The organism is Methylobacterium oryzihabitans (genome assembly GCF_004004555.2).
In the GTDB taxonomy this organism is placed as follows: domain Bacteria; phylum Pseudomonadota; class Alphaproteobacteria; order Rhizobiales; family Beijerinckiaceae; genus Methylobacterium; species Methylobacterium oryzihabitans.
The window spans coordinates 58,859-78,537 of record NZ_SACP01000015.1; the positions used below are offsets into that span (position 1 = coordinate 58,859).

Here is a 19,679-nt window from a genome sequence, read left to right on the forward strand (position 1 = left end):
AAGTTGCAGATGCGGGCGCCGCACGCGCGACACCCGCCGTTCACACCGTGACCTGCGTTCCGACCTCAACCACGCGCCCGGTCGGGATCTGGAAGAAGTCGGTGGCGTCGTTGGCGTTGCGGGCGAGCGTGATGAACACCCGGTCCTGCCACAGCGGCATGCCCGACTGCGCCGCCGGCCGGATCGAGCGCCGCGACAGGAAGAACGAGGTCGACATGATGTCGAACTTGAAGCCCTGCTTGCGCAGCAGCGCCAGCCCGCGGGGGATGTTCGGCGATTCCATGTACCCGAACTTCATCACCACCTTCCAGAAATGCGGCCCCAGCGGCTCGATCCGGACCCGGTCGGCGTCCGACAGGCGCGGGAAGTCGGTGGTCTTGACCGTCAGGACGACGTTCTTCTCGTGCAACACCTTGTTGTGCTTGAGGTTGTGCAGCATCGCCGCCGGGGCGGTCTCGGGATCGCTGGTGAGGAACACCGCCGTGCCGCGGACGTGGTGCGGCGGGCTCTTCTCCAGCATCGCCACCAGCTCGGTCAGCGGCACGTCGGTCTTGCGGGTCTTGTTGAACAGGATCGTGACGCCGCGCACCCAGGTCCACATCAGCAGGACGAGGCCGCCGGCCAGCAGCAGCGGGACGTAGCCGCCGTCGAACACCTTGAGCAGGTTCGAGACCAGGAACATCAGCTCGATGGCGATGAACGGGATCATCACGGCGGCGGCGGCGTAGGGCGACCACTTCCAGGTCCGCCACAGCACCAGGAAGGCGAGGCTCGCGGTGATGAGCATCGTTCCCGTGACGGCGATGCCGTAGGCCGAGGCGAGGGAACTCGACGAGCGGAACACCACCACCAGGACGACGACCCCGAGCATCAGCAGGGTGTTGATCTGCGGCAGGTAGATCTGCCCGGAATGCGATTCCGAGGTGTGGCGGATCTCCAGCCGCGGCAGCAGGCCGAGCTGCACCGCCTGCCGCGACAGCGAGAACGCGCCGGTGATGACCGCCTGACTGGCGATGACGGTCGCGGCGGTGGCGAGCAGCACCATCGGCAGCAGCGCCCAGTCCGGAACGAGCTGGAAGAACGGGTCGTGGGTCTCGGGCTTGGCGAGCACCAGGGCGGCCTGCCCGAGGTAGTTCACCGACAGGGCCGGGCCGACGAGGCCGATCCACGCCACCTGGATCGGGCGGCGCCCGAAATGGCCGAGATCGGCGAACAGCGCCTCGGCGCCGGTCACCGCCAGGAACACCGCGCCGAGCACGATCAGCGCCCCGGCGCCGTGCCCGATCAGGTATTCGAGCGCGTACCAGGGGTTGAGCGCCCACAGCACGTCGGGCCGGTGGAGGATGTGGGGCAGCGCCGCCACCATCATGGCGACGAACCACACCAGCATGATCGGGCCGAAGAAGGTCGCCATGCGGCTGGTGCCGCGGCTCTGCACGAAGAACAGCGGCAGGATGATCGCGACGGTGATCGGCAGCACGTAGTGGTCGAAGGCCGGGGTGACGAGCTTCAGGCCCTCCACCGCCGACAGAACCGAGATCGCCGGGGTGATGATGGCGTCGCCGTAGAACAGGGCGGCGCCGAGCAGGCCGAGCATGAACACGGTGTGCGAGCCGCCGAGCGCCTTGCGGGCGAGCGCCATCAGCGAGAGGATCCCGCCCTCGCCCTTGTTGTCCATCTGCAGCAGCAGCAGGACGTACTTGATGGTGACGATCAGCACGAGCGCCCAGACCAGCAGCGAGACCGTGCCTAGGATCTCGTCGTGGGTGAGGATGCCGTCGCCGCGCCCGGGCGCCAGCGCCTCGCGGAAGGCGTAGAGCGGACTGGTGCCGATGTCGCCGTAGACGACGCCGACGGCGCCGAGCACGAGGGTGCCGAATCCGACCTTGGCATGGCCATGGCCGTCGGGCTCGTCGACGGCCCCGGCGGGAACCGGCGGTCCGCCTTGGGTCGGCGGCAGGGAGGCAGGCGGCACCGCGGGTCCGCTCGGGGGAACGGTGAACTGGGTCATGTCCGGTCAGGGATGGGCGCGCCGGGTGCCGGGAAGGCCCCCCGCGGAGCTGCCGCTCGAGCTACGGAATCGGTGGCCGCGCGATCGCGGGCCGGGCGGGCGGTCGGGCGCATGCCGCGGCCTGAGCGAATTGTGGCGGGATTGTAGCACGCGCGGGTGGGCGCGCAAGGCCATGCCCTTGCGCCACCGCGGCGGGGCGCGAGGGCAGGGGTCATGCCGGGCTCGCCCGGACGGACCGGGCGAGCCGGCCTACTCGGCCGCGTTGCGGTTGCCCTGGCCGAAGCGGCGCTCGATGTAGTCGATCACGATCGCCTCGAAGTCCTTGGCCAGCGTCGCGCCGCGCAGGGTCATCGCCTTCTTGCCGTCGATGAAGACCGGCGCGGTCGGGGTCTCGCCGGTGCCGGGCAGCGAGATGCCGATATCGGCATGCTTCGACTCGCCCGGGCCGTTGACGATGCAGCCCATCACCGCGACGTTCAGCCCCTCGACGCCGGGATAGGTCCGGCGCCATTCGGGCATCGAGGTGGTGATCCAGTTCTGGATGTCGCGGGCGAGTTCCTGGAACACCGTCGAGGTGGTGCGGCCGCAGCCCGGGCAGGCGGCGACGAGGGGCACGAAGGTGCGGAAGCCCATCGTCTGAAGGAGTTCCTGGCTGACCTTGACCTCGAGGGTGCGGTCGCCGCCGGGCTCGGGCGTCAGCGAGTAGCGGATGGTGTCGCCGATGCCCTCCTGCAGCAGCACGCCGATGGCGGCCGAGGCGGCGACGATGCCCTTCGAGCCCATGCCGGCCTCGGTCAGGCCGAGATGGATCGCGTAGTCCGAGCGGCGGGCGACCTCGCGGTAGACCGCGATCAGGTCCTGCACCGCCGAGACCTTGGCCGAGAGCACGATCCGGTCCTTCGGCAGGCCGATCTCGACGGCGCGATCGGCCGACATCAGCGCCGACTGCACCATCGCCTCGCGCATCACCGCGCGGGCGTCGAGGGGCCGCGGCAGGCGCGCGTTCTCGTCCATCATGTGGGTGAGCAGCGCGTCGTCGAGGGAGCCCCAGTTGGCCCCGATGCGGATCGCCTTGCCGTGCCTGGCCGCCTGCTCGACGATGGTCGAGAACTGGAGGTCCTTCTTCTCCTTGAAGCCGACGTTGCCCGGGTTGATGCGGTACTTCGCCAGCGCCTCGGCGCAGGCCGGGTGGTCGGTGAGGAGCTTGTGGCCGATGTAGTGGAAGTCGCCGACCAGCGGCACGTGGACGCCGATGCGGTCGAGGCGCTCGCGGATGCGCGGCACGGCGGCGGCGGCCTCGTCGCGGTCGACGGTGATGCGCACGACCTCGGACCCGGCGCGGGCCAGCGCCGCGACCTGGGCGACCGTGCCGTCGATGTCGGCGGTGTCGGTGTTGGTCATCGACTGGACGACGACCGGGGCGCCGCCGCCGATCGTCACCGCGCCCTCGCCCTCGCCGACGCGGACGCCGACGGTGCGGTGCCGGGGGGCGGGACCGGCGATCTCGGGGGCGGAGGCTTCCATGGCTTGCATCGGGCACCTTGAAGAACGGACGGTCGCGGCGGACTGGACCCGGCCTCGCGCCGTCGTAGCTGATCCTGCGTGCGTTCCACGTCAAGCACGCGACAGCACTGTCGAGAGGAACGCTTAAGGAACCGCTTGCCCGGATTTGCGCCCGGCCTCAAGCCCCCTGGCCCGAATTCGCGCCCTGAAGCCCCGCCGCGTCTTCGCGCTGCAACATTGGATATCGCGCTGCGGCACCCCAGATGTGCCGGCATGAGCGATTCCGTCCAATTCCCGATGATCGACCCGATCGCGCCGGCCCTCGACGGGCCGACCCTCACCCGGGGCAACCCGGGTGCGATGCCCGCCCCGCTCGGCCGCAGCGGCTTCGTCGGCCCGCGGGCCGAGCGGACCGTCTCCCTGGCGCTCCAGGGCGGCGGCGCCCACGGCGCCTTCACCTGGGGCGTCCTCGACGCCCTGCTGGAGGACGGCCGCCTCGCCTTCGAGGCGCTGACCGGCGCCAGCGCGGGGGCGATGAACGCCGTCGTCCTCGCCGACGGCTGGATCAAGGGCGGGCCGGACGGCGCCCGCAGCCAACTCGAGGCGTTCTGGCGCGAGGTCAGCCTCGATAGCGACCTGTCGGAGCCGCAGCAGGCGCTGGTCAGCGTCGTGCTGCAATTCTGGAAGCACACCCCGTTCGGCGCCTTCCTCAACGCGGTGGCGAGCCCCTACGACACCAATCCGCTCAACATCAACCCGCTGCGTCGCGCCCTGGTGCAGACGGTCGATTTCGAGGCTCTGCGGCGGGCCGACGCCGCCCACGTCTACATCTCGGCGACCAACGTCTGGACCGGCAAGATCGCGGTGTTCGACCGGCCCGACCTCACCCCCGACCACGTCATGGCCTCGGCCTGCCTGCCGACGGTGTTCCAGGCGGTCGAGATCGACGGCGTGCCGCACTGGGACGGCGGCTATCTCGGCAACCCGCCGCTCTATCCGCTCTACCGCGAGACCGAGACCCCCGACATCCTGCTGATCCAGGTCAACCCGGTCGAGCGGCGCACGACCCCGCGCACGCCGTCCGAGATCCGCGACCGGCTCAACGAGATCACCTTCAACGGCAACCTGCTGCGCGAATTGCGGGCGATCGACTACGTCGACGGGCTGATCGCCGACGGCATCCTGGCGCTCGGCGCCAACCGCTACAAGCAGATCTACCTGCACCGCATCGACGGAACCGGCCTGCTCGACGAGTACGGCGCCTCGACGAAGCTCAAGGCGCACTGGCCGTTCTTCCTGCGCCTGCGCGACGCCGGCCGCGAGGCCGGCAAGGCGTGGCTCGACGCACATTTCGCCGATGTCGGCGTGCGCGGCACGCTCGACCTGCGGGCGATGTACGAGTGATACGGAATCCGGAAGATTGCTTCCGGATTCCGTATCATCAGCCCGCGCGGCGCAGAGCAAAGCTCTGCGCGCACCTGAGCGAAGCCGATCTCCGCATCGCGAAGCGATCCATCGGAAATCGTATGAGACCGATGGCCCAAGATGCCGACGCATCGGGCCATCGGCACAACGCATTCCCACAACTCGCCCTGGACGCGCTCACCTTTGAAGGACTTGCGCCTCTCCTCCCCGGCCGGTCCCGGGCTTGCCCGAGACCGGCCGGGGAGGGGACAATGCACGCCCTCACCGTGGATGGGGCTTCTGCCAGCCCGCTCGGGAGAGGGGAGACGCGTCACGTCGTCTCCCCGGACGGCCGTGCGGACAACCGGGGAGGGCGGGACTGACGGTCCTCAGCCCTTCGTCGCCCGGGCGAGCTGGGCGCGGGCCGCCTCCAGCACCTTCTCGGGCGTGAAGCCGAACTTGGTCTGGAGATCCTTGATCGGCGCCGACGAGCCGAAGGTGTGCATGCCGAGGATCGTGCCGGCGCTGCCCGCATAGCGGTCCCAGCCCATCACCGTGCCCTGCTCCACGGCGACCCGGGCGGTCACCTCGGGCGGCAGCACGCTGTTGCGGTAGGCCTCGTCCTGCTGCTCGAACAGGTCCCAGGACGGCATCGACACCACCCGGGCCTTGACCCCCTCGGCGGTCAGGGCCTCGTAGGCGCCGACGCAGAGCTGCACCTCGCTGCCGGTGCCGATCAGGATCACGTCGGGCTTGCCGCCCTCGGCGTCGGCCAGCACGTAGGCGCCCTTCGCCACGCCCGAGGCCGGGGCGAACTTGCTCCGGTCGAGGGTCGGCAGCGGCTGGCGCGACAGGGCCAGCACCGCCGGCTGGTGCTTGAGCGTCATCACCACCCGGTAGGCCTCGGCAACCTCGTTGGCGTCGCCCGGGCGCAGGGTGACAAGGCCCGGGATGGCGCGCAGGGCCAGCAGGTGCTCGACCGGCTGGTGGGTCGGCCCGTCCTCGCCGACGCCGATCGAGTCGTGGGTGAAGACGTGGAAGACCGGCAGCTCCATCAGCGCCGCGAGGCGGATCGGCGGCCGCATGTAGTCGGAGAAGACCAGGAAGGTCGCCCCGTAGGCCCGCAGCCCGACGAGGCCGAGCCCGTTGACGATCGACCCCATCGCGTGCTCGCGGACGCCGAAATGCAGGTTGCGGCCGCCGGGCGTGAACGGCCCGAGCGCCTCCTCGCCGTCGAGCTTGGTCTTGTTCGAGGGCGCGAGGTCGGCCGAGCCGCCGAGCAGCCACGGCACCTTGGCGGCGACGGCGTTGAGCACCTTGCCGGAGGATTCGCGGGTGGCGAGTCCCTTCGCGTCGGCCGGGAAGGTCGGGATGTCCGAATCCCAGCCCGGCGGCAGTTCGCCGGCGAGGTAGGACTCGACCTCGGTCGCGAGGTCCGGATCGCCCGCCTTAGCCTCGTCCATCAGCGCCTGCCACTCGGCGCGCAGCGCCGCGCCGCGGGCGCCGATGCCCTCGCGGAAATTCTCGTAGACGCCGTCCGGCACCAGGAACTGCGCGTCCTCCGGCCAGCCATAGGCGCGCTTGGCGCCCTTGACCTCGTCGGGACCCAGCGCGTCGGAATGGGCCTTCGGCGTGCCCTGCTTGGTCGGCGCGCCGTAGCCGATCACCGAGTTGACGATGATGAGCGTCGGCCGGTCGTGCGATTGCAGGAAGGTCTCGATGGAATGGGCCACCGCCGCGACGTCATTGGCGTCGGCGACGCGCAGCACCTGCCAGCCATAGGCGAGGAAGCGGGTTGCGACCTCCTCGCTGAAGGCGAGGTCGGTGTGGCCCTCGATGGTGACGGTGTTGCTGTCGTAGATCCAGCACAGGTTCGACAGCCGCAGGTGGCCGGCGATCGAGGCCGCCTCGGCGGAGACGCCCTCCATCAGGTCGCCGTCGCTGCACAGGGCGTAGACGTTGAAGTCGAACAGCGGCTGGTCGCCGTAGGCGAGGCGCTCGTTGAGGAAGCGGCCGCCCATCGCCATGCCGACCGAGTTGGCGACGCCCTGGCCGAGGGGCCCGGTCGTGACCTCGACGCCGGTGGTGAAGTGGTACTCGGGGTGGCCGGGGGTGCGGCTGTCGAGCTGGCGGAACTGCTTGATGTCGTCGAGGCTGACCGCGGGCTCGTTGCCGCCGTCCTCGCGGGCCACCCCGGCGAGGTGGAGCAGGCTGTAGAGCAGCATCGAGGCGTGGCCGACCGAGAGCACGAAGCGGTCGCGGTTGGGCCAGTGCGGATGCGCCGGGTCGTAGCGCAGGTAACGGTTCCACAGGGTGAAGGCGACCGGGGCGAGGGCCATCGGGGCGCCGGCATGGCCGGAATTCGCCTTCTGGACGGCGTCGATCGTCAGCGTGCGGATCGTGTCGATGCTGCGCTGGTCGATCTCGCTGATGCCGGCCTTCGCCTTGGTGTCTGCTGCGCTCATGTCCGGGGCCTCGTCGTCAATGCAGGCATCACAACATCGGGGCGCCGTGCGCCGCCGCCGGGACGAGGGAGGGCCGCCCCTCGGCGTGCCCGTCCGCGTCCCGCTCTCCGCCGCGCTCCTTAGCGGGTCCGACCGCGCGACTGAAGTTCAGAAGCGTGTTGACGAGGGCGACGTGGCTGAATGCCTGGGGGAAGTTGCCGACCTGACGCTTGCGCGCGACGTCGTATTCCTCCGCCAGCAGCCCGACGTCGTTGCAGATCGCCAGCAGGCGCTCGATGATCGCCTTCGCCTCGGCGCAGCGCCCGAGGCCGATGAGGTTGTCGGCGTACCAGAAGCTGCACGGCAGGAACGCGCCCTCGCCCTCGGGCAGGCCGTCGGTGCTCTGGTCCTCGGTCTCGTAGCGCAGCACGAAGCCGTCGCGCATGAGGTGGCGGCCGACCGCCTCGACGGTGCCGACGACCCGCGGGTCGTCCTGGGGCAGGAAGCCCATATGGGCGATCAGCAGCACGCTCGCGTCGAGGCGCTTGGAGCCGTAATACTGCACGAAGCTGTTGAGCTCGGGGTCGAAGCCCTTCTCGCAGACCTCGCGGTGGATCTCGTCGCGGACCTTGCACCAGCGGACCACGATCTCGTCGGTCTCGGCGCCGTCGTAGAGGCGGATCGCCCGGTCGAAGGCGACCCAGGCCATCACCTTGGAATGGACGAACGGCTTGCGGCCGCCGCGCACCTCCCAGATGCCCTCGTCGGGCTCGCGCCAAGTCCGCTCCAGGTGGTCGAGCAGGGCGAGGCCGACGCGCCGGCCGACCTCGTCGCCCTCCATGCCGCGCTCATGGGCCTGGTAGAGCGCGTCGAAGATCTCGCCGTAGACGTCGAGCTGGAATTGCTGCGAGGCGGCGTTGCCGACGCGCACCGGGCGCGATCCCTCGTAGCCCGGCAGCCAGTCGATCTCGATCTCGGGCAGCAGGCGCTCGCCGGCGATGCCGTAGAGGATGTGGGCCTGTTCCGGGCTGCCGGCGACCGCGCGCATCAGCCAGTCGCGCCACGCCCGCGCCTCGTCGAGATAGCCGGCATCCATGAGCGCGAGCAGCGTGAAGGTCGAGTCGCGCAGCCAGCAGAACCGGTAGTCCCAGTTGCGCACGCCGCCGAGCGCCTCGGGCAGCGAGGTGGTGGGTGCCGCCACGATACCGCCGGTCGGGCGGTAGATGAGGGCCTTGAGGGTCAGGAGCGAGCGGCCGAGGGCATCGTCCCACGGCGTGCCGCCCTGGCAGCGCCGCGACCACGAGCGCCAGTACTCGGTCGTCTCGCGGATCACCTTGCGCGGCTCGATCGGCGGCGGGTCGTCCTCGTGCGACAGCCCGTGGCTCATCACGAAGGCGATGCTCTCGCCCGCAGCGACCGTGAACTCGGAGACCGTGGAGCGCCCGGCACCGTGGGTCGGCGCCCTGGTGCGCAGCACGAGCTTGTGCGGGCCGGCGATCGCCCGCAGGTCGCCGTTCTCGTTGCGCGACACCCACGGCACCGCCGAGCCGTAGTCGAAGCGGACCACCAGATCCATCCGCATCGCCACGCTGCCGCTCACCCCCTCGACCAGCCGGATCAGGTGGGTGCCGTCGTCGGCCGGCATCGCGTCGACGACCCGGACCGTCCCCGTCGCGGTCTCGTGGGTGGTCTCCAGCACCAGCGTGCCGTCGCGGTAGCGGCGGTGGGCGCGCACGCCCTCGGCCTCGGCCGGGGCGAGGCGCCAGCGCCCGTGCTCCTCGCGGCCGAGCAGGGCGGCGAAGCAGGCCGGAGAATCGAAGCGTGGCCAGCACAGCCAGTCGATGCTGCCGTCGATCCCGACGAGCGCGGCGCTGCGCCCGTCGCCGATCAGCGCGTAATCCTCGATCCGTAGCGCCATGCCGTCACCCGATGCCCGATGGTACGGTCACCTAGGGGAGCGTCACGGCCGTTCCAGGTTTTCCGCGGCGGATCCCGGCGATCCCCGGGCGAAACGGGCGCTGGCGCGCAGGAAACGCACCGGATCGACGGGATCTCCGTCGATGCGGGTCTCGTAGTGCAGGTGCGGGGCGGTCGAGCGGCCGGTCGAGCCGACCCGCCCGACGACCTGCCCGGCGGCAACGCCCTGGCCGGGGGCGACGCCGATCGCCGAGAGATGGGCGTAGCGGGTGCTGATCCCGTGGCCGTGATCGACCTCGACCATGTTGCCGTAGCCGCCGGAATACTCCGCCGCGACGACGGTGCCGGCGGCGGCCGCGCGGGCGGCGGCGCCGTGCTCGGCGCGCAGGTCGACCCCGGTATGGAGCGCGAGCGCCCGGGTGAACGGGTCGGTGCGGTAGCCGTACAGGCTCGAGAGGCCGGCATCGCCGTCGGTCGGGCGCCGGAGCGGCAGCGCCCGGACCGCCCGGCGCAGGGCGTCGAGGGCGCCGAGATCCACCTGCGCCGCGGCGACCGCGGCCTCGAACGGGCCGGTGCCGACCGCGACCAGCGGACCGCCGACGCCGCCCGGCCGCGGCGCGAAGCGGCCCGGATCGATCCCGGTCTCCGCCACCACCTCGCGCAGCCGGGCGAGCTCGCCGCGGTTGCGCCAGCGCAGGCGGTCGAGGGTGCGGGTCTGGCGGGCGGCGCTGTCGGCGATCGCGCCTTCGAGGCCGGCGATCCGCAGCGACAGGCCCGACGGCGCGCCGCGCTCGTCGCCGGCATCGCCGCGCAGGCCGAGCGGCTCGGACGACGGGACCGGAACCGGCTTCGGCTCGGCGGACCGGGAAGGGCCGGGCAGGGGCGTGGGCGGCGCCTCGCCGGCGGGTTCGGCCAGCCCGAGCAGCATCTCCTGCCGGTTCTCCAGTTCGACCTGCCGGCTGGCGAGGTCGGCGACGCGGTGCTCGATGCCGTCCTGTTCGAGGAGCTTCTGGGTCGCGACCCGGTCGAGGCGGGCGCGCAGGGCGCTGACGCGCTCCTCGTAGGCGTATTGCGCCGCGCTCTGGCGCGCGACGAACCGGGCGAGCGCCTCGTCGTGGAAGACGATGAACCACGTCGCGGCGCCGGCCCAGGCGGACAGGAACGCGAAGAGCAGGCCGGCCGCGACGATCGTGGCGCGGCTGACGGTCCAGCAGGACGGGGGAGGGGCGAGGGAAGCGGGCATCGGGCGACTTCGACGGAATGCCCGATCCCACCGCGTTAAGGTTAACGTTCGGCGAATGCCGGGACCTCATACGATTTTCGATCGATCGCTTCGCGATGCGAAAATCGGCTTCGCTCACGCGCCGCGCGGGCTTCTAAATAGAAACTGGCTCCAAGCGGTTGATTTTGCGGCCAAAGTTTTGAGCGCGGGATCCCCTCTCCCGAGTGGGAGAGGGGTAGGGGCGATCGAAGATCGCGCGAGGGTGGAGACGGTGCCGGATCAGGCCACAACGGTCGAGGTGCGCAACTCGACGGTTCAGAATCATTGCGGAACCCGAGCCACCCTCACCCCTGTCCCCTCTCCCACTCGGGAGAGGGGGACCCGCGTTAGGGCGAAGACCGCCTTCCACGGCTGCAACGGGAGCAAAAAACCGACGCCCCGTTTCATCCGCAAGGGACGGCGAAGCCGGTGTGCAACTGATACGGCCTTTGAACGAATCGTCCAAAAGCCGTATCAGAGCGCCGCGAGCAGCGCCCGCGCCTTGGCCAGGACCACCTCCGGGGTGTCGCCGGGCCGGTACAGCGACGAGCCGCAGCCGTAGCCGGCGGCCCCGGCGGCGCGCCAGGCCGGCAGGCTCGCGGCATCGACCCCGCCGACCGGCAGCAGCGGCGTGCCCGCCGGCAGCACCGCCTTCAGGGCGCGCAGCATCGGCGGCCCGCCGGCCTCGGCGGGAAACAGCTTGAGCGCGTCGGCGCCGGCATCGAGCAGGGCGAAGGCCTCCGCCGGGGTGAGGAAGCCCGGCATCGTCACGAGCCCGCGCGCCCGGGCGGCCCGCACCAGGGCCGGATCGGCGTGGGGCGTGACCATCACCCGCCCGCCGGCCTCGGCGAGGGCCGCGACCTCGGATTCGCGCCGCACCGTGCCGGCGCCGACCAGCGCCCGGTCGCCGAACCGGGCGGCGAGGCGGCGCACGCTCTCGAACGGCTCCGGCGAGTTGAGCGGCACTTCGAGGATCGCGATGCCGGCCCCGACCAGCGCGTCGCCGACCGCCTCGACCTCGTCCGGCCGCACGCCGCGCAGGATCGCCACCAGCGGGCAGCGCCCGAGCCATTCCGTCACGCCCATGTCCGTCACGCCCGTGTCCGTCAGGCCCATGCGATTCTCTCCCCGATCCGCGCCAGACCCTTCGCCGCCGCGTCGGCGTCGCCCGCCACCGCCTCGGCGCCGGCGAGCGCGATCGCCCGGCCGTAGAGCGCCATCAGCGGGCCGCTGCCGACGAGATGCACCGGGCCGGCCCCCGGCGGCAGCGAGGCCGCCACCTCGTGCCCGATCAGCAGGCCCGAGAGGTAACCCGCGCCGTCCGCCGGCGCGAGGCGGCCGAACAGCGCGAGGGCGCGGGCGCCGAACAGGTGGTGCAGCAATCCGCCGGGATCGCGGGCCCGGGCGACGCCGTCGTCGAAGGCCGCACCCGGCGCGGCCTCGCCCTCGATCATCCGCGCCAGGATGGTGTGGCCGCGCAGGGCCGCGAAGGCCTCGCCGGTCAGGCTGGTGGTGAAGCCGGCGATTCGCCCGCCCTCGACCCGCACCCACTTGGCGTGGCTGCCGGGCAGGCAGACCAGGGCGTCCTGCGCCCCGTCGAGGCCTCCGAACACCTGCACCTCCTCCCCGCGCATCACTTCCGGGATTCCGGCGGCGTCGTGGGCGCTGAGGCCGGGAACGAGGCGCAGCTCGGCGCCCTCGAACGGGATCGGGACCACGCCGAGGGCGAGGTCGCCGAGGCCGGCCGGGCAGGGCAGGTACGGCGCCTCCTGCCAGCCCTGGCGGCTGCCGACCATGCCGGAGAGCAGGATCCGCCGCTCGCCCGCCGCGATCCAGTCGCCCGCCATCGCCCGCAGGGCGTCGGGAAACCCGCCGGGGGCGACGTGCAGGATGCCGCCGGCGCCCTCGCGGCGCTCCCGCACCGTGCCGTCGGGGTCCAGGCGGTAGGCCCTGGCAGAACTGGTGCCCCAGTCGATTCCGATCATCCGCGTTCCTCGCACCGGCCCCGCGGTAGCCGATGGCGGCCGCCGCCGGAAGGGCCGTCCGCCTCCGCCGCGGTGGCGGCCGGACGGATTTGGGACAATCTGGCAAACGCCAGTGGTCAAGCCGCGGTCGATCCACTAAGCCGGGGCGTCCTTCCCGGTCCGGACCCGGTTCCGGTCGAGCGACCTCTCCCCGAGGCCGGCGGTTTCCGGCCATCGACGACAGGAGCCAATCACATGACCCTCTCGCGGATCGGCGCCGCCGCGGCCCTGGTGGCCGGCATGGGCGTTCTGGGTGTTCTTCCGGCCGGTCAGGCGCTCGCGGCCCCGAAGGGCGCCGCCGCGGCGATCCAGGCCAACGACCCGGACAAGGACGGCACCCTCGACCTCGCCGAGGTCAAGGCCGCGGCCACCGCGCTGTTCGCGAGCCTCGACCCCGACAAGGACGGCACCCTCGACGCCAAGGAGCTGAAGGGCCGCGTCTCGGCCAAGGAGCTGAAGGCCGCCGATCCGGACAAGGACGGCACGATCGACCAGCCCGAGTTCCTGGCGATCGTCGAGGCCCGCTTCCAGGCCGCCGACCCGGACAACGACGGCACCGTCGACGCCAAGGAGCTGTCCTCGAAGAAGGGCCGCGCGCTGCTGAAGGTCATCCAGTAGAGACGATGGCCGACGGCGGCCGGGCGGAAGCGCCCGGCCGCCGGCCCGACCGACGATCCGGCCCGGGGGCCGACCCCACGGCAAGGTTCCATAAGACATCTTATGCGAATCGCGGGTGTAGGCGCAAAGTTAGAACGTCCCACCCGAGCCGCCGCTCAGAGGCTTGTTTCGCCGCAGATTTTTGTCGCGGAACCGGCTACCACTTTCGCGAAATCTGCTGAGCCGGACCGGGTCGGGCCGGCCGATCCGGTGCCGGTGGAGACGCGACGATGGGTGTTCGGCGGGACATGGCCGTCGTCGCCGGGCTGCTGATGCCGATGATGCTCGGCGGCCTCGGCCCGGCGGGCGCCCTGACCCGCAACGACCTGTCGGGCGTCGGCCTCGCGCCCGGCCCGGCCGCCAGGGCACCGCTCGGGGCCCGTTTCACCGAGGCGCTCGGCGGGCGCGGCGCGACCCTGGCCGAGGCCGTCGCCGGCCGGCCGTCGCTGCTGCTGCCGGTGGATTATGCCTGCCGCAACGTCTGCGATCCGATGCTGTCGGTGGGCGCGGCCGCGCTCGTCGCGTCCGGTCTGGCGCCGGGGACGGAGTTCCGCCTCGTCACTCTCGGCCTCGCTCCCGTCGACGAGAGCGCGACCGCACGCACGATGGTGTCGGAGCAGGTCGGCGCGACGGGATTGCTCGACGCGACCGCGGTGCTGACCGGCGGCGGCGAGGCCGTGGCGGCGGTGACGGGGGCGATCGGCTACCGCTACCGCCACGACCCGGAAACCGGGAGCTACGCCCATCCCGCCGGCGGCGTGGTGCTGACGCCGGACGGACGGGTCGCCCGGGTGATCTCGCCGCTCGCGATGACGCCGCGGGACCTGCGCCTCGCCCTGGTCGAGGCCGGCGAGGGCCGGGTCGGCAGCCTCGCCGACCGCCTCGTGCTGCTGTGCTACGGCTTCGATCCGAAACAGGGCGTCTACACGCCGCTGATCCGCCGGATCCTCGCGGCGGCCGGTGCCGCCACGGTGGCGGGCATCGCCGTGCTGGTCCTCGTGCTCCACCGCCGCACCCGGGCGGCGGGGTGAGGGATCAGGCGCGGGCGCGGCCGAGCCCGATCGCGTCCATGCCGGCCTGATCGCGGGCGGTCTCGGCGGCGCGCTCGGCGCTGCGCTCGCGATCCTCGAGGATCTCGACCTTCTTCAGTTCCTCGAAGGCGTCCGCGAGGGCGGCCTTGGCCTCCTCGAGCTGGGTCTCGAGTTCGGCGGCGGAGCGGCGCAGGTTGTCGCGGCGCTGGGCGGCGGCGCGGGCGTAGGTCGGGTAGGCGAAGTGGGCCGGGTCCGAGATGCCGGCGCGCTGCTCCTCCTGGCCGATCTCGCGGTCGAGGTCGGCGCCCATCCGGGCGAAATCCGCCACCATCGACTCGATCTGGGCGACGCGCCGCCGCTTCTCGTCGACCTGGAAGCGGCGCAGCCGGATGAGCGTATCCCGCGATTTCATCGTCGTCACTCCACGCCATCGCAACGGTGGCGAGGCCGGAACCGCCACGGCGCAGCCTCGCGAGGGCGCCGCCGGCAGCCTGCCGGACCGGCCGCGTCGCGGCTGCGCCGGGTGACGGCGCGGGCCTCAAGCATCATTCGCCGAACCGGTCACCGTTTCGGCGAATGAGGCAGGAACAGGGATCCAAGCGGAGCTGCCCGTGCAACTCCGCTCAGGCCTCACCGAGGATCGCGGCGAGACGCTGGTAACCATCGGCGATGGAGGTTGCTTCTTCCTTACCTTGCCCCAGAAAAGCCTCAAGATCCGGCATGAGCGCGATGGCCTCGTCGACCTCGGCCGAGGCCCCCGGACGGTAGGCACCGAGCCGGATCAGCTCCTCCATGTCGGCGTAGGTGGCGAGCACCCGGCGGGCCCGGCGCACCCACGGCAGGGCGGCCGGGTCGCAGGCCCGCGGCATGGTGCGCGAGACCGAGCGCAGTACGTTGACCGCCGGGTAGCGCCCGCGCTCGGCGATGGCGCGCTCCATCACGATGTGGCCGTCGAGGATGCCGCGCACCGCGTCGGCCACCGGCTCGTTGTGGTCGTCGCCCTCGACCAGCACGGTGAACAGGCCCGAGATCGCCCCCTCCCCCGTGCCGGGCCCGGCCCGCTCCAGGAGCCGCGGCAACTCGCCGAACACGGTCGGCGTGTAGCCCTTGGCGGTCGGGGGCTCGCCGGCGGCGAGCCCGATGTCGCGCTGGGCCATGGCGAAGCGGGTGATCGAATCGATCATGCACAGCACCTGGGCGCCGGCATCGCGAAAATGCTCGGCCAGCGCCAGGGTGACGTAGGCGGCGTTGCGGCGCATCAGCGCCGGCTCGTCCGAGGTCGCCACCACCACGACCGAGCGGGCGAGGCCCTCGGGCCCGAGGTCGTCCTGGAGGAATTCCTGGACCTCCCGCCCGCGCTCGCCGACGAGGCCGATCACCGCCACGTCGGCGGCGGTGTAGCGGGCGAGCATCGACAGCAGCACCGACTTGCCGACGCCGGAACCGGCGAAGATGCCCATGCGCTGGCCCCGGCACATGGTCAGGAAGGTGTTGAGGCAGCGCACGCCGAGATCGAGCGGCGCGCCGACCCTCTGGCGGGCATGGGCGGGCGGCGGGTCGGCCTGGAGCGGGTACGGCCGCGGCCCCGGCGGCAGCGGCCCGAGGCCGTCGATCGGCCGCCCGAGGGCGTCGACCACCCGCCCGAGCCAGCCCGGACCCGGGCGGATCGTCCCGGCCCCCTCCCCCCGCACCCGTGCCGGGCAGCCCCGGCGCACGCCCTGGAGCGAGCCGAACGGCATCGCCAGGGCGTGCGGGCCGGAGAAGCCGATGATCTCGCACGGCACCTCGCCGGCCGGCCCGCCGCGGGCCTCCACCACCACGTCGAGGCGGCCGCCGAGCCGCATCGCGGCGAGCGGGCCGGCCACCTCGACCAGGAGGCCGCGGATCGCCACCACCCGCCCGTAGACCTCCAGGGTCTCGACGCCGTCGAGGGCGGCCCGGGCGGCGGCGAATCGCTCCCCCGGCAGGTCAGGCCCGCGCAAGCTCATGGTGCGACATCCTCGCAGGCCACGGTCCGCCTGTGCGAAGCGTGAATCATGCCCCGTCCCATCAACCTTCCGTTTACCCCTCTCCTTAACATTGGACCCTGCGAGGTCCGCGGTCGACCTCCTGCGGTTCCCCGCCGGAGTGATGCGGATGCAACAGCCAGGAGAGTTGCCAGTGCCCGGAGTCGCTTAGGCGGCGTCCCGGCGGGCTCGTGACCGGCGCGGCGCGGGGCAGAGCGGAACGGAACGACAACGCTCAACGGTCTGGCCATCCTGGCCGAAATCGGCGAGCTTGCGGGACGAAATGAGAGTTTGTTAACGCTCTGCGCATAGCGTCGCGAGTCGAAGAGAGACGGGCGTTCGCCACGGGCCGGTGGCGGATGGGCGGCGGGGGCTTGCCTAACCCTTGAGGGCCGGGGCTTGGGGACCTGAGATGCGCGTACTTCTGATCGAGGACGACAGCGCGACAGCGCAGAGCATCGAGCTGATGCTGAAGTCCGAGAATTTCAACACCTACACGACCGACCTCGGCGAAGAGGGCGTCGACCTCGGGAAGCTGTACGATTACGACATCATCCTCCTCGACCTGAACCTGCCCGACATGTCGGGCTACGAGGTGCTGCGCAGCCTGCGCGTGGCGAAGGTCAAGACGCCGATCCTGATCCTCTCCGGCATGGCCGGCATCGAGGACAAGGTGAAGGGCCTCGGCTTCGGAGCCGATGACTACCTCACCAAACCTTTCCACAAGGATGAACTGGTCGCGAGAATTCACGCGATCGTGCGCCGGTCGAAGGGCCATGCGCAGTCGGTCATCACCACCGGCGACCTGATCGTGAACCTCGACCAGAAGACCGTCGAGGTCTCCGGCGCCCGGGTCCATCTGACCGGCAAGGAGTACCAGATGCTGGAGCTGCTCTCGCTCCGCAAGGGGACGACCCTGACCAAGGAGATGTTCCTCAACCATCTCTACGGCGGCATGGACGAGCCGGAACTCAAGATCATCGACGTGTTCATCTGCAAGCTGCGCAAGAAGCTCGCCAACGCCAGCCAGGGCAAGAACTACATCGAGACCGTCTGGGGCCGCGGCTACGTGCTGCGCGAGGCGACCGAGGACGAGGACCGGATCGCGGTCTGACCGGGACCGCCCCCCGATGCCAAACACCCCCGCTCCGGCGGGGTTTTTTGTTGGGCGGGTGCGGGAGCGCAGGAGGACGGGCACGGGCCGACGGGCGCGGAGCCGCGCTCCGCGCCCGTCGGCGAGACGATCGGGCGTCGGCCGCCCACCTCAGCGGGCGGCGGCGACCCGGGGAAACAGCGGCTGGGCCGGGGCGGCGGCGATGGCCGCCGGCGCAGCGATGGCCGCCGGCGCGGCGACCGGACGGCCGCGGCGATAGAGGCCGCGATTCTCGGCGTCGGGCGCGAGGGCCTCGGTGATGCCGATCACGGTCTCGGCGGCGCCGAGCAGGACCGCGCCGTCGGGCGCGAGCTGGTCGGCGATCCGGCGCAGGACGTCGGCCTTGGTCGCCGTGTCGAAATAGATCAGCACGTTGCGGCAATACACGATGTCGAAGCTGCCGAGGTGGTCGAACGGCTGCAGCAGGTTGAGCGGCCGGAAATCCACCATCTGGCGCAGGGCCTGGCTGATCCGCCACATCTCGCCGACCTGCTCGAAATGCTTCAGCATGAGCTGCACCGGCAGGCCGCGCTGGATCTCGAACTGGTTGTAGAGGCCGAGCCTGGCCTTCTCCAGCACCTCGGTCGAGAGGTCGGTGGCGACGAGCTCGACCCGCCAGCCGGCGAGCCGCGGCGCCGCCTCGGCGAGCAGCATCGCGAGCGAGTACGGCTCCTGGCCGCTGGAGGCCGCCGCGCACCAGATCCGCAGCCGCCGCTGCCCCGCCCGGGCGGCGAGCGCCTGGGGCAGCAGCACGTCGCGGAACAGGTCGAACGGCGCCCGGTCGCGGAAGAAGAAGGTCTCGTTGGTGGTCATCGCCTCGACCACCGCGCGCTCCACCGCGCCCTCCCGGGCCGCCCGCAGGGCGGTGACGAGGTCGCCGAGCCCGTTGAGCTTGAAGCGCCGGCACACCGGCATCAGCCGGCTCTCCAGCAGGTAGTGCTTCTCGGCGGTCAGGGCGAGGCCGGACCGCTGCTTGAGGAAGCCGCGCAGGAACTCGAACTCGCTGTCGGTCATCGGCACGCGCCCTTCCTGGCGAGGCGGGAGGGGTCGTGCGTCACAGGGCTGCCCCCGGGCCGGCGATGAGGGTCCGCAGGGCCGGCCCGATCGCCGGCAGCGGCAGGATCTCGTGGGCGTAGCCGGCCTTGGCGAGGCTGCCCGGCATCCCCCAGACGGTCGAGGTCGCCTCGTCCTGGGCCAGCATCGTGCCGCCGGCCTCCACCAGCGCCTTGGCGCCCTGGGTGCCGTCGGACCCCATGCCGGTCAGCACCACCGAGACGGTGGCGGAGCCGAACACGTCGGCGGCGTCGCGGAACATCACGTCGACCGCCGGGCGGCAGAAGTTGACCGGCGGTCCGTCGTCGAGGCGCACGCTCACCTCGGAGCCCGACGCGGCGAGTCCCATGTGGCGCCCGCCCGGGGCGACGTAGACCACGCCGGGCCGCAGCACCTCGCCGTGCTTGGCCTCGGCGGCCGGAAGGCGGATGCGGGTGCCGAGATGCTCGGCGAACACCGCGGTGAAGACCGGCGGCATGTGCTGCACGATCAGGATCGGCACGCGGCGCAGGGCGGCGGCGCCGATGCCCTCCAGCACCTCCCCCACCGCACGGGGACCGCCGGTCGACGCGCCGATGAGCAGCGCCCGCGGCACCAGGGTCCGCACCGGCCGCGGCCGGGTCGTCGGCGCCGCGGCGGCCGGGCGGACCGGCGCCGCCGGGGCGCGCTCGATGCCGGGGGCCGGCCGCTCGGTCGTCACCGGGCGCACCCGGCCGCGCATCGCCGCGCCGAGCATGCGCAGCTTCTGGATCAGGTCGTCGCGGAAGCTCGCCGAGGTGGTGACGCCGCGGTTGCCCTCGGGCTTGGGCAGGTAGTCGATCGCGCCGAGCGCGAGGCAGCGCAGGGAGATCTCGGCGTTGCGCTGGGTCAGGGTCGACATCATCACGACCTGCAGCCCCGGCCGCTTGGCCAGCAGCCGCGGCAGCGCCTGGGTGCCGTCGAGTTCCGGCATCTCGATGTCGAGCAGCACGACGTCGGGGGTGACCCGATCGAGGGCCTCGACCGCGAGGCGGCCGTTGGAGGCGGTGGCGACCACCTCGCAGCCGGCCTCCTGGAGCCATTTCGAGACGAGGCCGCGGACCACGACCGAATCGTCGGCCACGAGGACGCGCAGGCGCGCTGCGGCGGAGGCCTGGGGGGACGAGGGCGCAGCGGAAGCGGCCATGGGGTCTCTCGTTGGTCGTCCGGCCGGTCCGGCGGCCGCGGGCCGGGCCG

The 19,679-nt window shown here is 71.9% G+C and carries 15 protein-coding genes; 4 read left to right on the top strand and 11 right to left on the bottom strand.

Annotated elements, in window-relative coordinates:
- Positions 1–40 precede the first annotated feature (40 nt).
- Both EOE48_RS16105 and ispG read right to left on the bottom strand, forming a co-directional pair.
- Positions 41–2,011 carry a potassium transporter Kup gene (locus tag EOE48_RS16105; protein WP_127730915.1) on the bottom strand — a complete coding sequence of 657 codons (1,971 nt, stop codon included), beginning with the start codon at positions 2,009–2,011 and terminating at the stop codon, positions 41–43.
- 249 nt (positions 2,012–2,260) lie between these two features.
- Complete coding sequence (ispG, locus tag EOE48_RS16110; protein ID WP_127730917.1) at positions 2,261–3,544, bottom strand: flavodoxin-dependent (E)-4-hydroxy-3-methylbut-2-enyl-diphosphate synthase; 1,284 nt, start codon at positions 3,542–3,544, stop codon at positions 2,261–2,263.
- Positions 3,545–3,787: 243 nt separating this feature from the next.
- Here ispG and EOE48_RS16115 point away from each other — a divergent pair, with 243 nt between their 5' ends.
- A complete protein-coding gene (locus tag EOE48_RS16115; RefSeq protein ID WP_246154483.1) occupies positions 3,788–4,918 on the top strand; it encodes a patatin-like phospholipase family protein in 1,131 nt (376 codons plus the stop codon).
- 389 nt (positions 4,919–5,307) lie between these two features.
- Here the strand turns inward: EOE48_RS16115 and tkt are convergent, their stop codons facing one another.
- The 5 genes from tkt to EOE48_RS16140 all read right to left on the bottom strand — a co-directional run bounded on the left by tkt (position 5,308) and on the right by EOE48_RS16140 (position 12,525).
- Positions 5,308–7,383 (bottom strand): transketolase, encoded by a 2,076-nt coding sequence (tkt, locus tag EOE48_RS16120; protein WP_127730919.1) that lies wholly within the window; start codon positions 7,381–7,383, stop codon positions 5,308–5,310.
- Between the two features lie 28 nt (positions 7,384–7,411).
- The gene (locus EOE48_RS16125; protein ID WP_127730921.1) at positions 7,412–9,280 is read right to left on the bottom strand and encodes a glycoside hydrolase family 15 protein; all 1,869 of its coding nucleotides are present in this window, start codon (positions 9,278–9,280) and stop codon (positions 7,412–7,414) included.
- Between the two features lie 42 nt (positions 9,281–9,322).
- Positions 9,323–10,522: a M23 family metallopeptidase gene (locus tag EOE48_RS16130; RefSeq protein WP_127730922.1), complete on the bottom strand. Its 1,200-nt coding sequence runs from the start codon at positions 10,520–10,522 to the stop codon at positions 9,323–9,325.
- 492 nt (positions 10,523–11,014) lie between these two features.
- Entirely contained in the window at positions 11,015–11,626 is a 612-nt protein-coding gene (locus tag EOE48_RS16135) for a 2-dehydro-3-deoxy-6-phosphogalactonate aldolase (RefSeq protein ID WP_127731084.1), read from the bottom strand.
- A gap of 20 nt (positions 11,627–11,646) precedes the next feature.
- Positions 11,647–12,525: a 2-dehydro-3-deoxygalactonokinase gene (locus EOE48_RS16140; RefSeq protein ID WP_127730924.1), complete on the bottom strand. Its 879-nt coding sequence runs from the start codon at positions 12,523–12,525 to the stop codon at positions 11,647–11,649.
- 234 nt (positions 12,526–12,759) lie between these two features.
- Here EOE48_RS16140 and lanM point away from each other — a divergent pair, with 234 nt between their 5' ends.
- Positions 12,760–13,182, top strand: coding sequence for a lanmodulin LanM (gene lanM / locus EOE48_RS16145; RefSeq protein WP_127730925.1), 423 nt, complete (start codon positions 12,760–12,762; stop codon positions 13,180–13,182).
- Positions 13,183–13,451: 269 nt separating this feature from the next.
- Positions 13,452–14,252: a thioredoxin domain-containing protein gene (locus EOE48_RS16150; RefSeq protein ID WP_246154489.1), complete on the top strand. Its 801-nt coding sequence runs from the start codon at positions 13,452–13,454 to the stop codon at positions 14,250–14,252.
- A gap of 4 nt (positions 14,253–14,256) precedes the next feature.
- On the opposite strand, the gene fliJ is transcribed toward EOE48_RS16150, so the two are convergent.
- Both fliJ and fliI read right to left on the bottom strand, forming a co-directional pair.
- Complete coding sequence (fliJ, locus tag EOE48_RS16155; RefSeq protein WP_127730927.1) at positions 14,257–14,664, bottom strand: flagellar export protein FliJ; 408 nt, start codon at positions 14,662–14,664, stop codon at positions 14,257–14,259.
- A gap of 211 nt (positions 14,665–14,875) precedes the next feature.
- Complete coding sequence (gene fliI, locus EOE48_RS16160; RefSeq protein WP_127730928.1) at positions 14,876–16,240, bottom strand: flagellar protein export ATPase FliI; 1,365 nt, start codon at positions 16,238–16,240, stop codon at positions 14,876–14,878.
- A 430-nt stretch (positions 16,241–16,670) separates the two neighbouring features.
- Between fliI and ctrA the strand changes: the two genes are divergently transcribed.
- Positions 16,671–17,372, top strand: a complete 702-nt coding sequence (ctrA, locus tag EOE48_RS16165) for a response regulator transcription factor CtrA (RefSeq protein ID WP_127730930.1) — start codon at positions 16,671–16,673, stop codon at positions 17,370–17,372.
- A 150-nt stretch (positions 17,373–17,522) separates the two neighbouring features.
- Here ctrA and EOE48_RS16170 read toward each other — a convergent pair whose 3' ends face one another.
- Together EOE48_RS16170 and EOE48_RS16175 are read right to left on the bottom strand one after the other, a co-directional pair.
- The gene (locus EOE48_RS16170) at positions 17,523–18,425 is read right to left on the bottom strand and encodes a CheR family methyltransferase (RefSeq protein ID WP_127731092.1); all 903 of its coding nucleotides are present in this window, start codon (positions 18,423–18,425) and stop codon (positions 17,523–17,525) included.
- Between the two features lie 40 nt (positions 18,426–18,465).
- Complete coding sequence (locus EOE48_RS16175; RefSeq protein ID WP_127730932.1) at positions 18,466–19,629, bottom strand: protein-glutamate methylesterase/protein-glutamine glutaminase; 1,164 nt, start codon at positions 19,627–19,629, stop codon at positions 18,466–18,468.
- Between the last annotated feature and the right edge of the window lie 50 nt (positions 19,630–19,679).

Coding starts and splice junctions, on each gene's coding strand:
- EOE48_RS16105 (WP_127730915.1), bottom strand. CDS start 2,011: ATGACCCAGTTCACCGTTCCCCCGAGCGGACCCGCGGTGCCGCCTGCC.
- ispG (WP_127730917.1), bottom strand. CDS start 3,544: ATGCAAGCCATGGAAGCCTCCGCCCCCGAGATCGCCGGTCCCGCCCCC.
- EOE48_RS16115 (WP_246154483.1), top strand. CDS start 3,788: ATGAGCGATTCCGTCCAATTCCCGATGATCGACCCGATCGCGCCGGCC.
- tkt (WP_127730919.1), bottom strand. CDS start 7,383: ATGAGCGCAGCAGACACCAAGGCGAAGGCCGGCATCAGCGAGATCGAC.
- EOE48_RS16125 (WP_127730921.1), bottom strand. CDS start 9,280: ATGGCGCTACGGATCGAGGATTACGCGCTGATCGGCGACGGGCGCAGC.
- EOE48_RS16130 (WP_127730922.1), bottom strand. CDS start 10,522: ATGCCCGCTTCCCTCGCCCCTCCCCCGTCCTGCTGGACCGTCAGCCGC.
- EOE48_RS16135 (WP_127731084.1), bottom strand. CDS start 11,626: ATGGGCGTGACGGAATGGCTCGGGCGCTGCCCGCTGGTGGCGATCCTG.
- EOE48_RS16140 (WP_127730924.1), bottom strand. CDS start 12,525: ATGATCGGAATCGACTGGGGCACCAGTTCTGCCAGGGCCTACCGCCTG.
- lanM (WP_127730925.1), top strand. CDS start 12,760: ATGACCCTCTCGCGGATCGGCGCCGCCGCGGCCCTGGTGGCCGGCATG.
- EOE48_RS16150 (WP_246154489.1), top strand. CDS start 13,452: ATGGGTGTTCGGCGGGACATGGCCGTCGTCGCCGGGCTGCTGATGCCG.
- fliJ (WP_127730927.1), bottom strand. CDS start 14,664: ATGAAATCGCGGGATACGCTCATCCGGCTGCGCCGCTTCCAGGTCGAC.
- fliI (WP_127730928.1), bottom strand. CDS start 16,240: ATGAGCTTGCGCGGGCCTGACCTGCCGGGGGAGCGATTCGCCGCCGCC.
- ctrA (WP_127730930.1), top strand. CDS start 16,671: ATGCGCGTACTTCTGATCGAGGACGACAGCGCGACAGCGCAGAGCATC.
- EOE48_RS16170 (WP_127731092.1), bottom strand. CDS start 18,425: ATGACCGACAGCGAGTTCGAGTTCCTGCGCGGCTTCCTCAAGCAGCGG.
- EOE48_RS16175 (WP_127730932.1), bottom strand. CDS start 19,629: ATGGCCGCTTCCGCTGCGCCCTCGTCCCCCCAGGCCTCCGCCGCAGCG.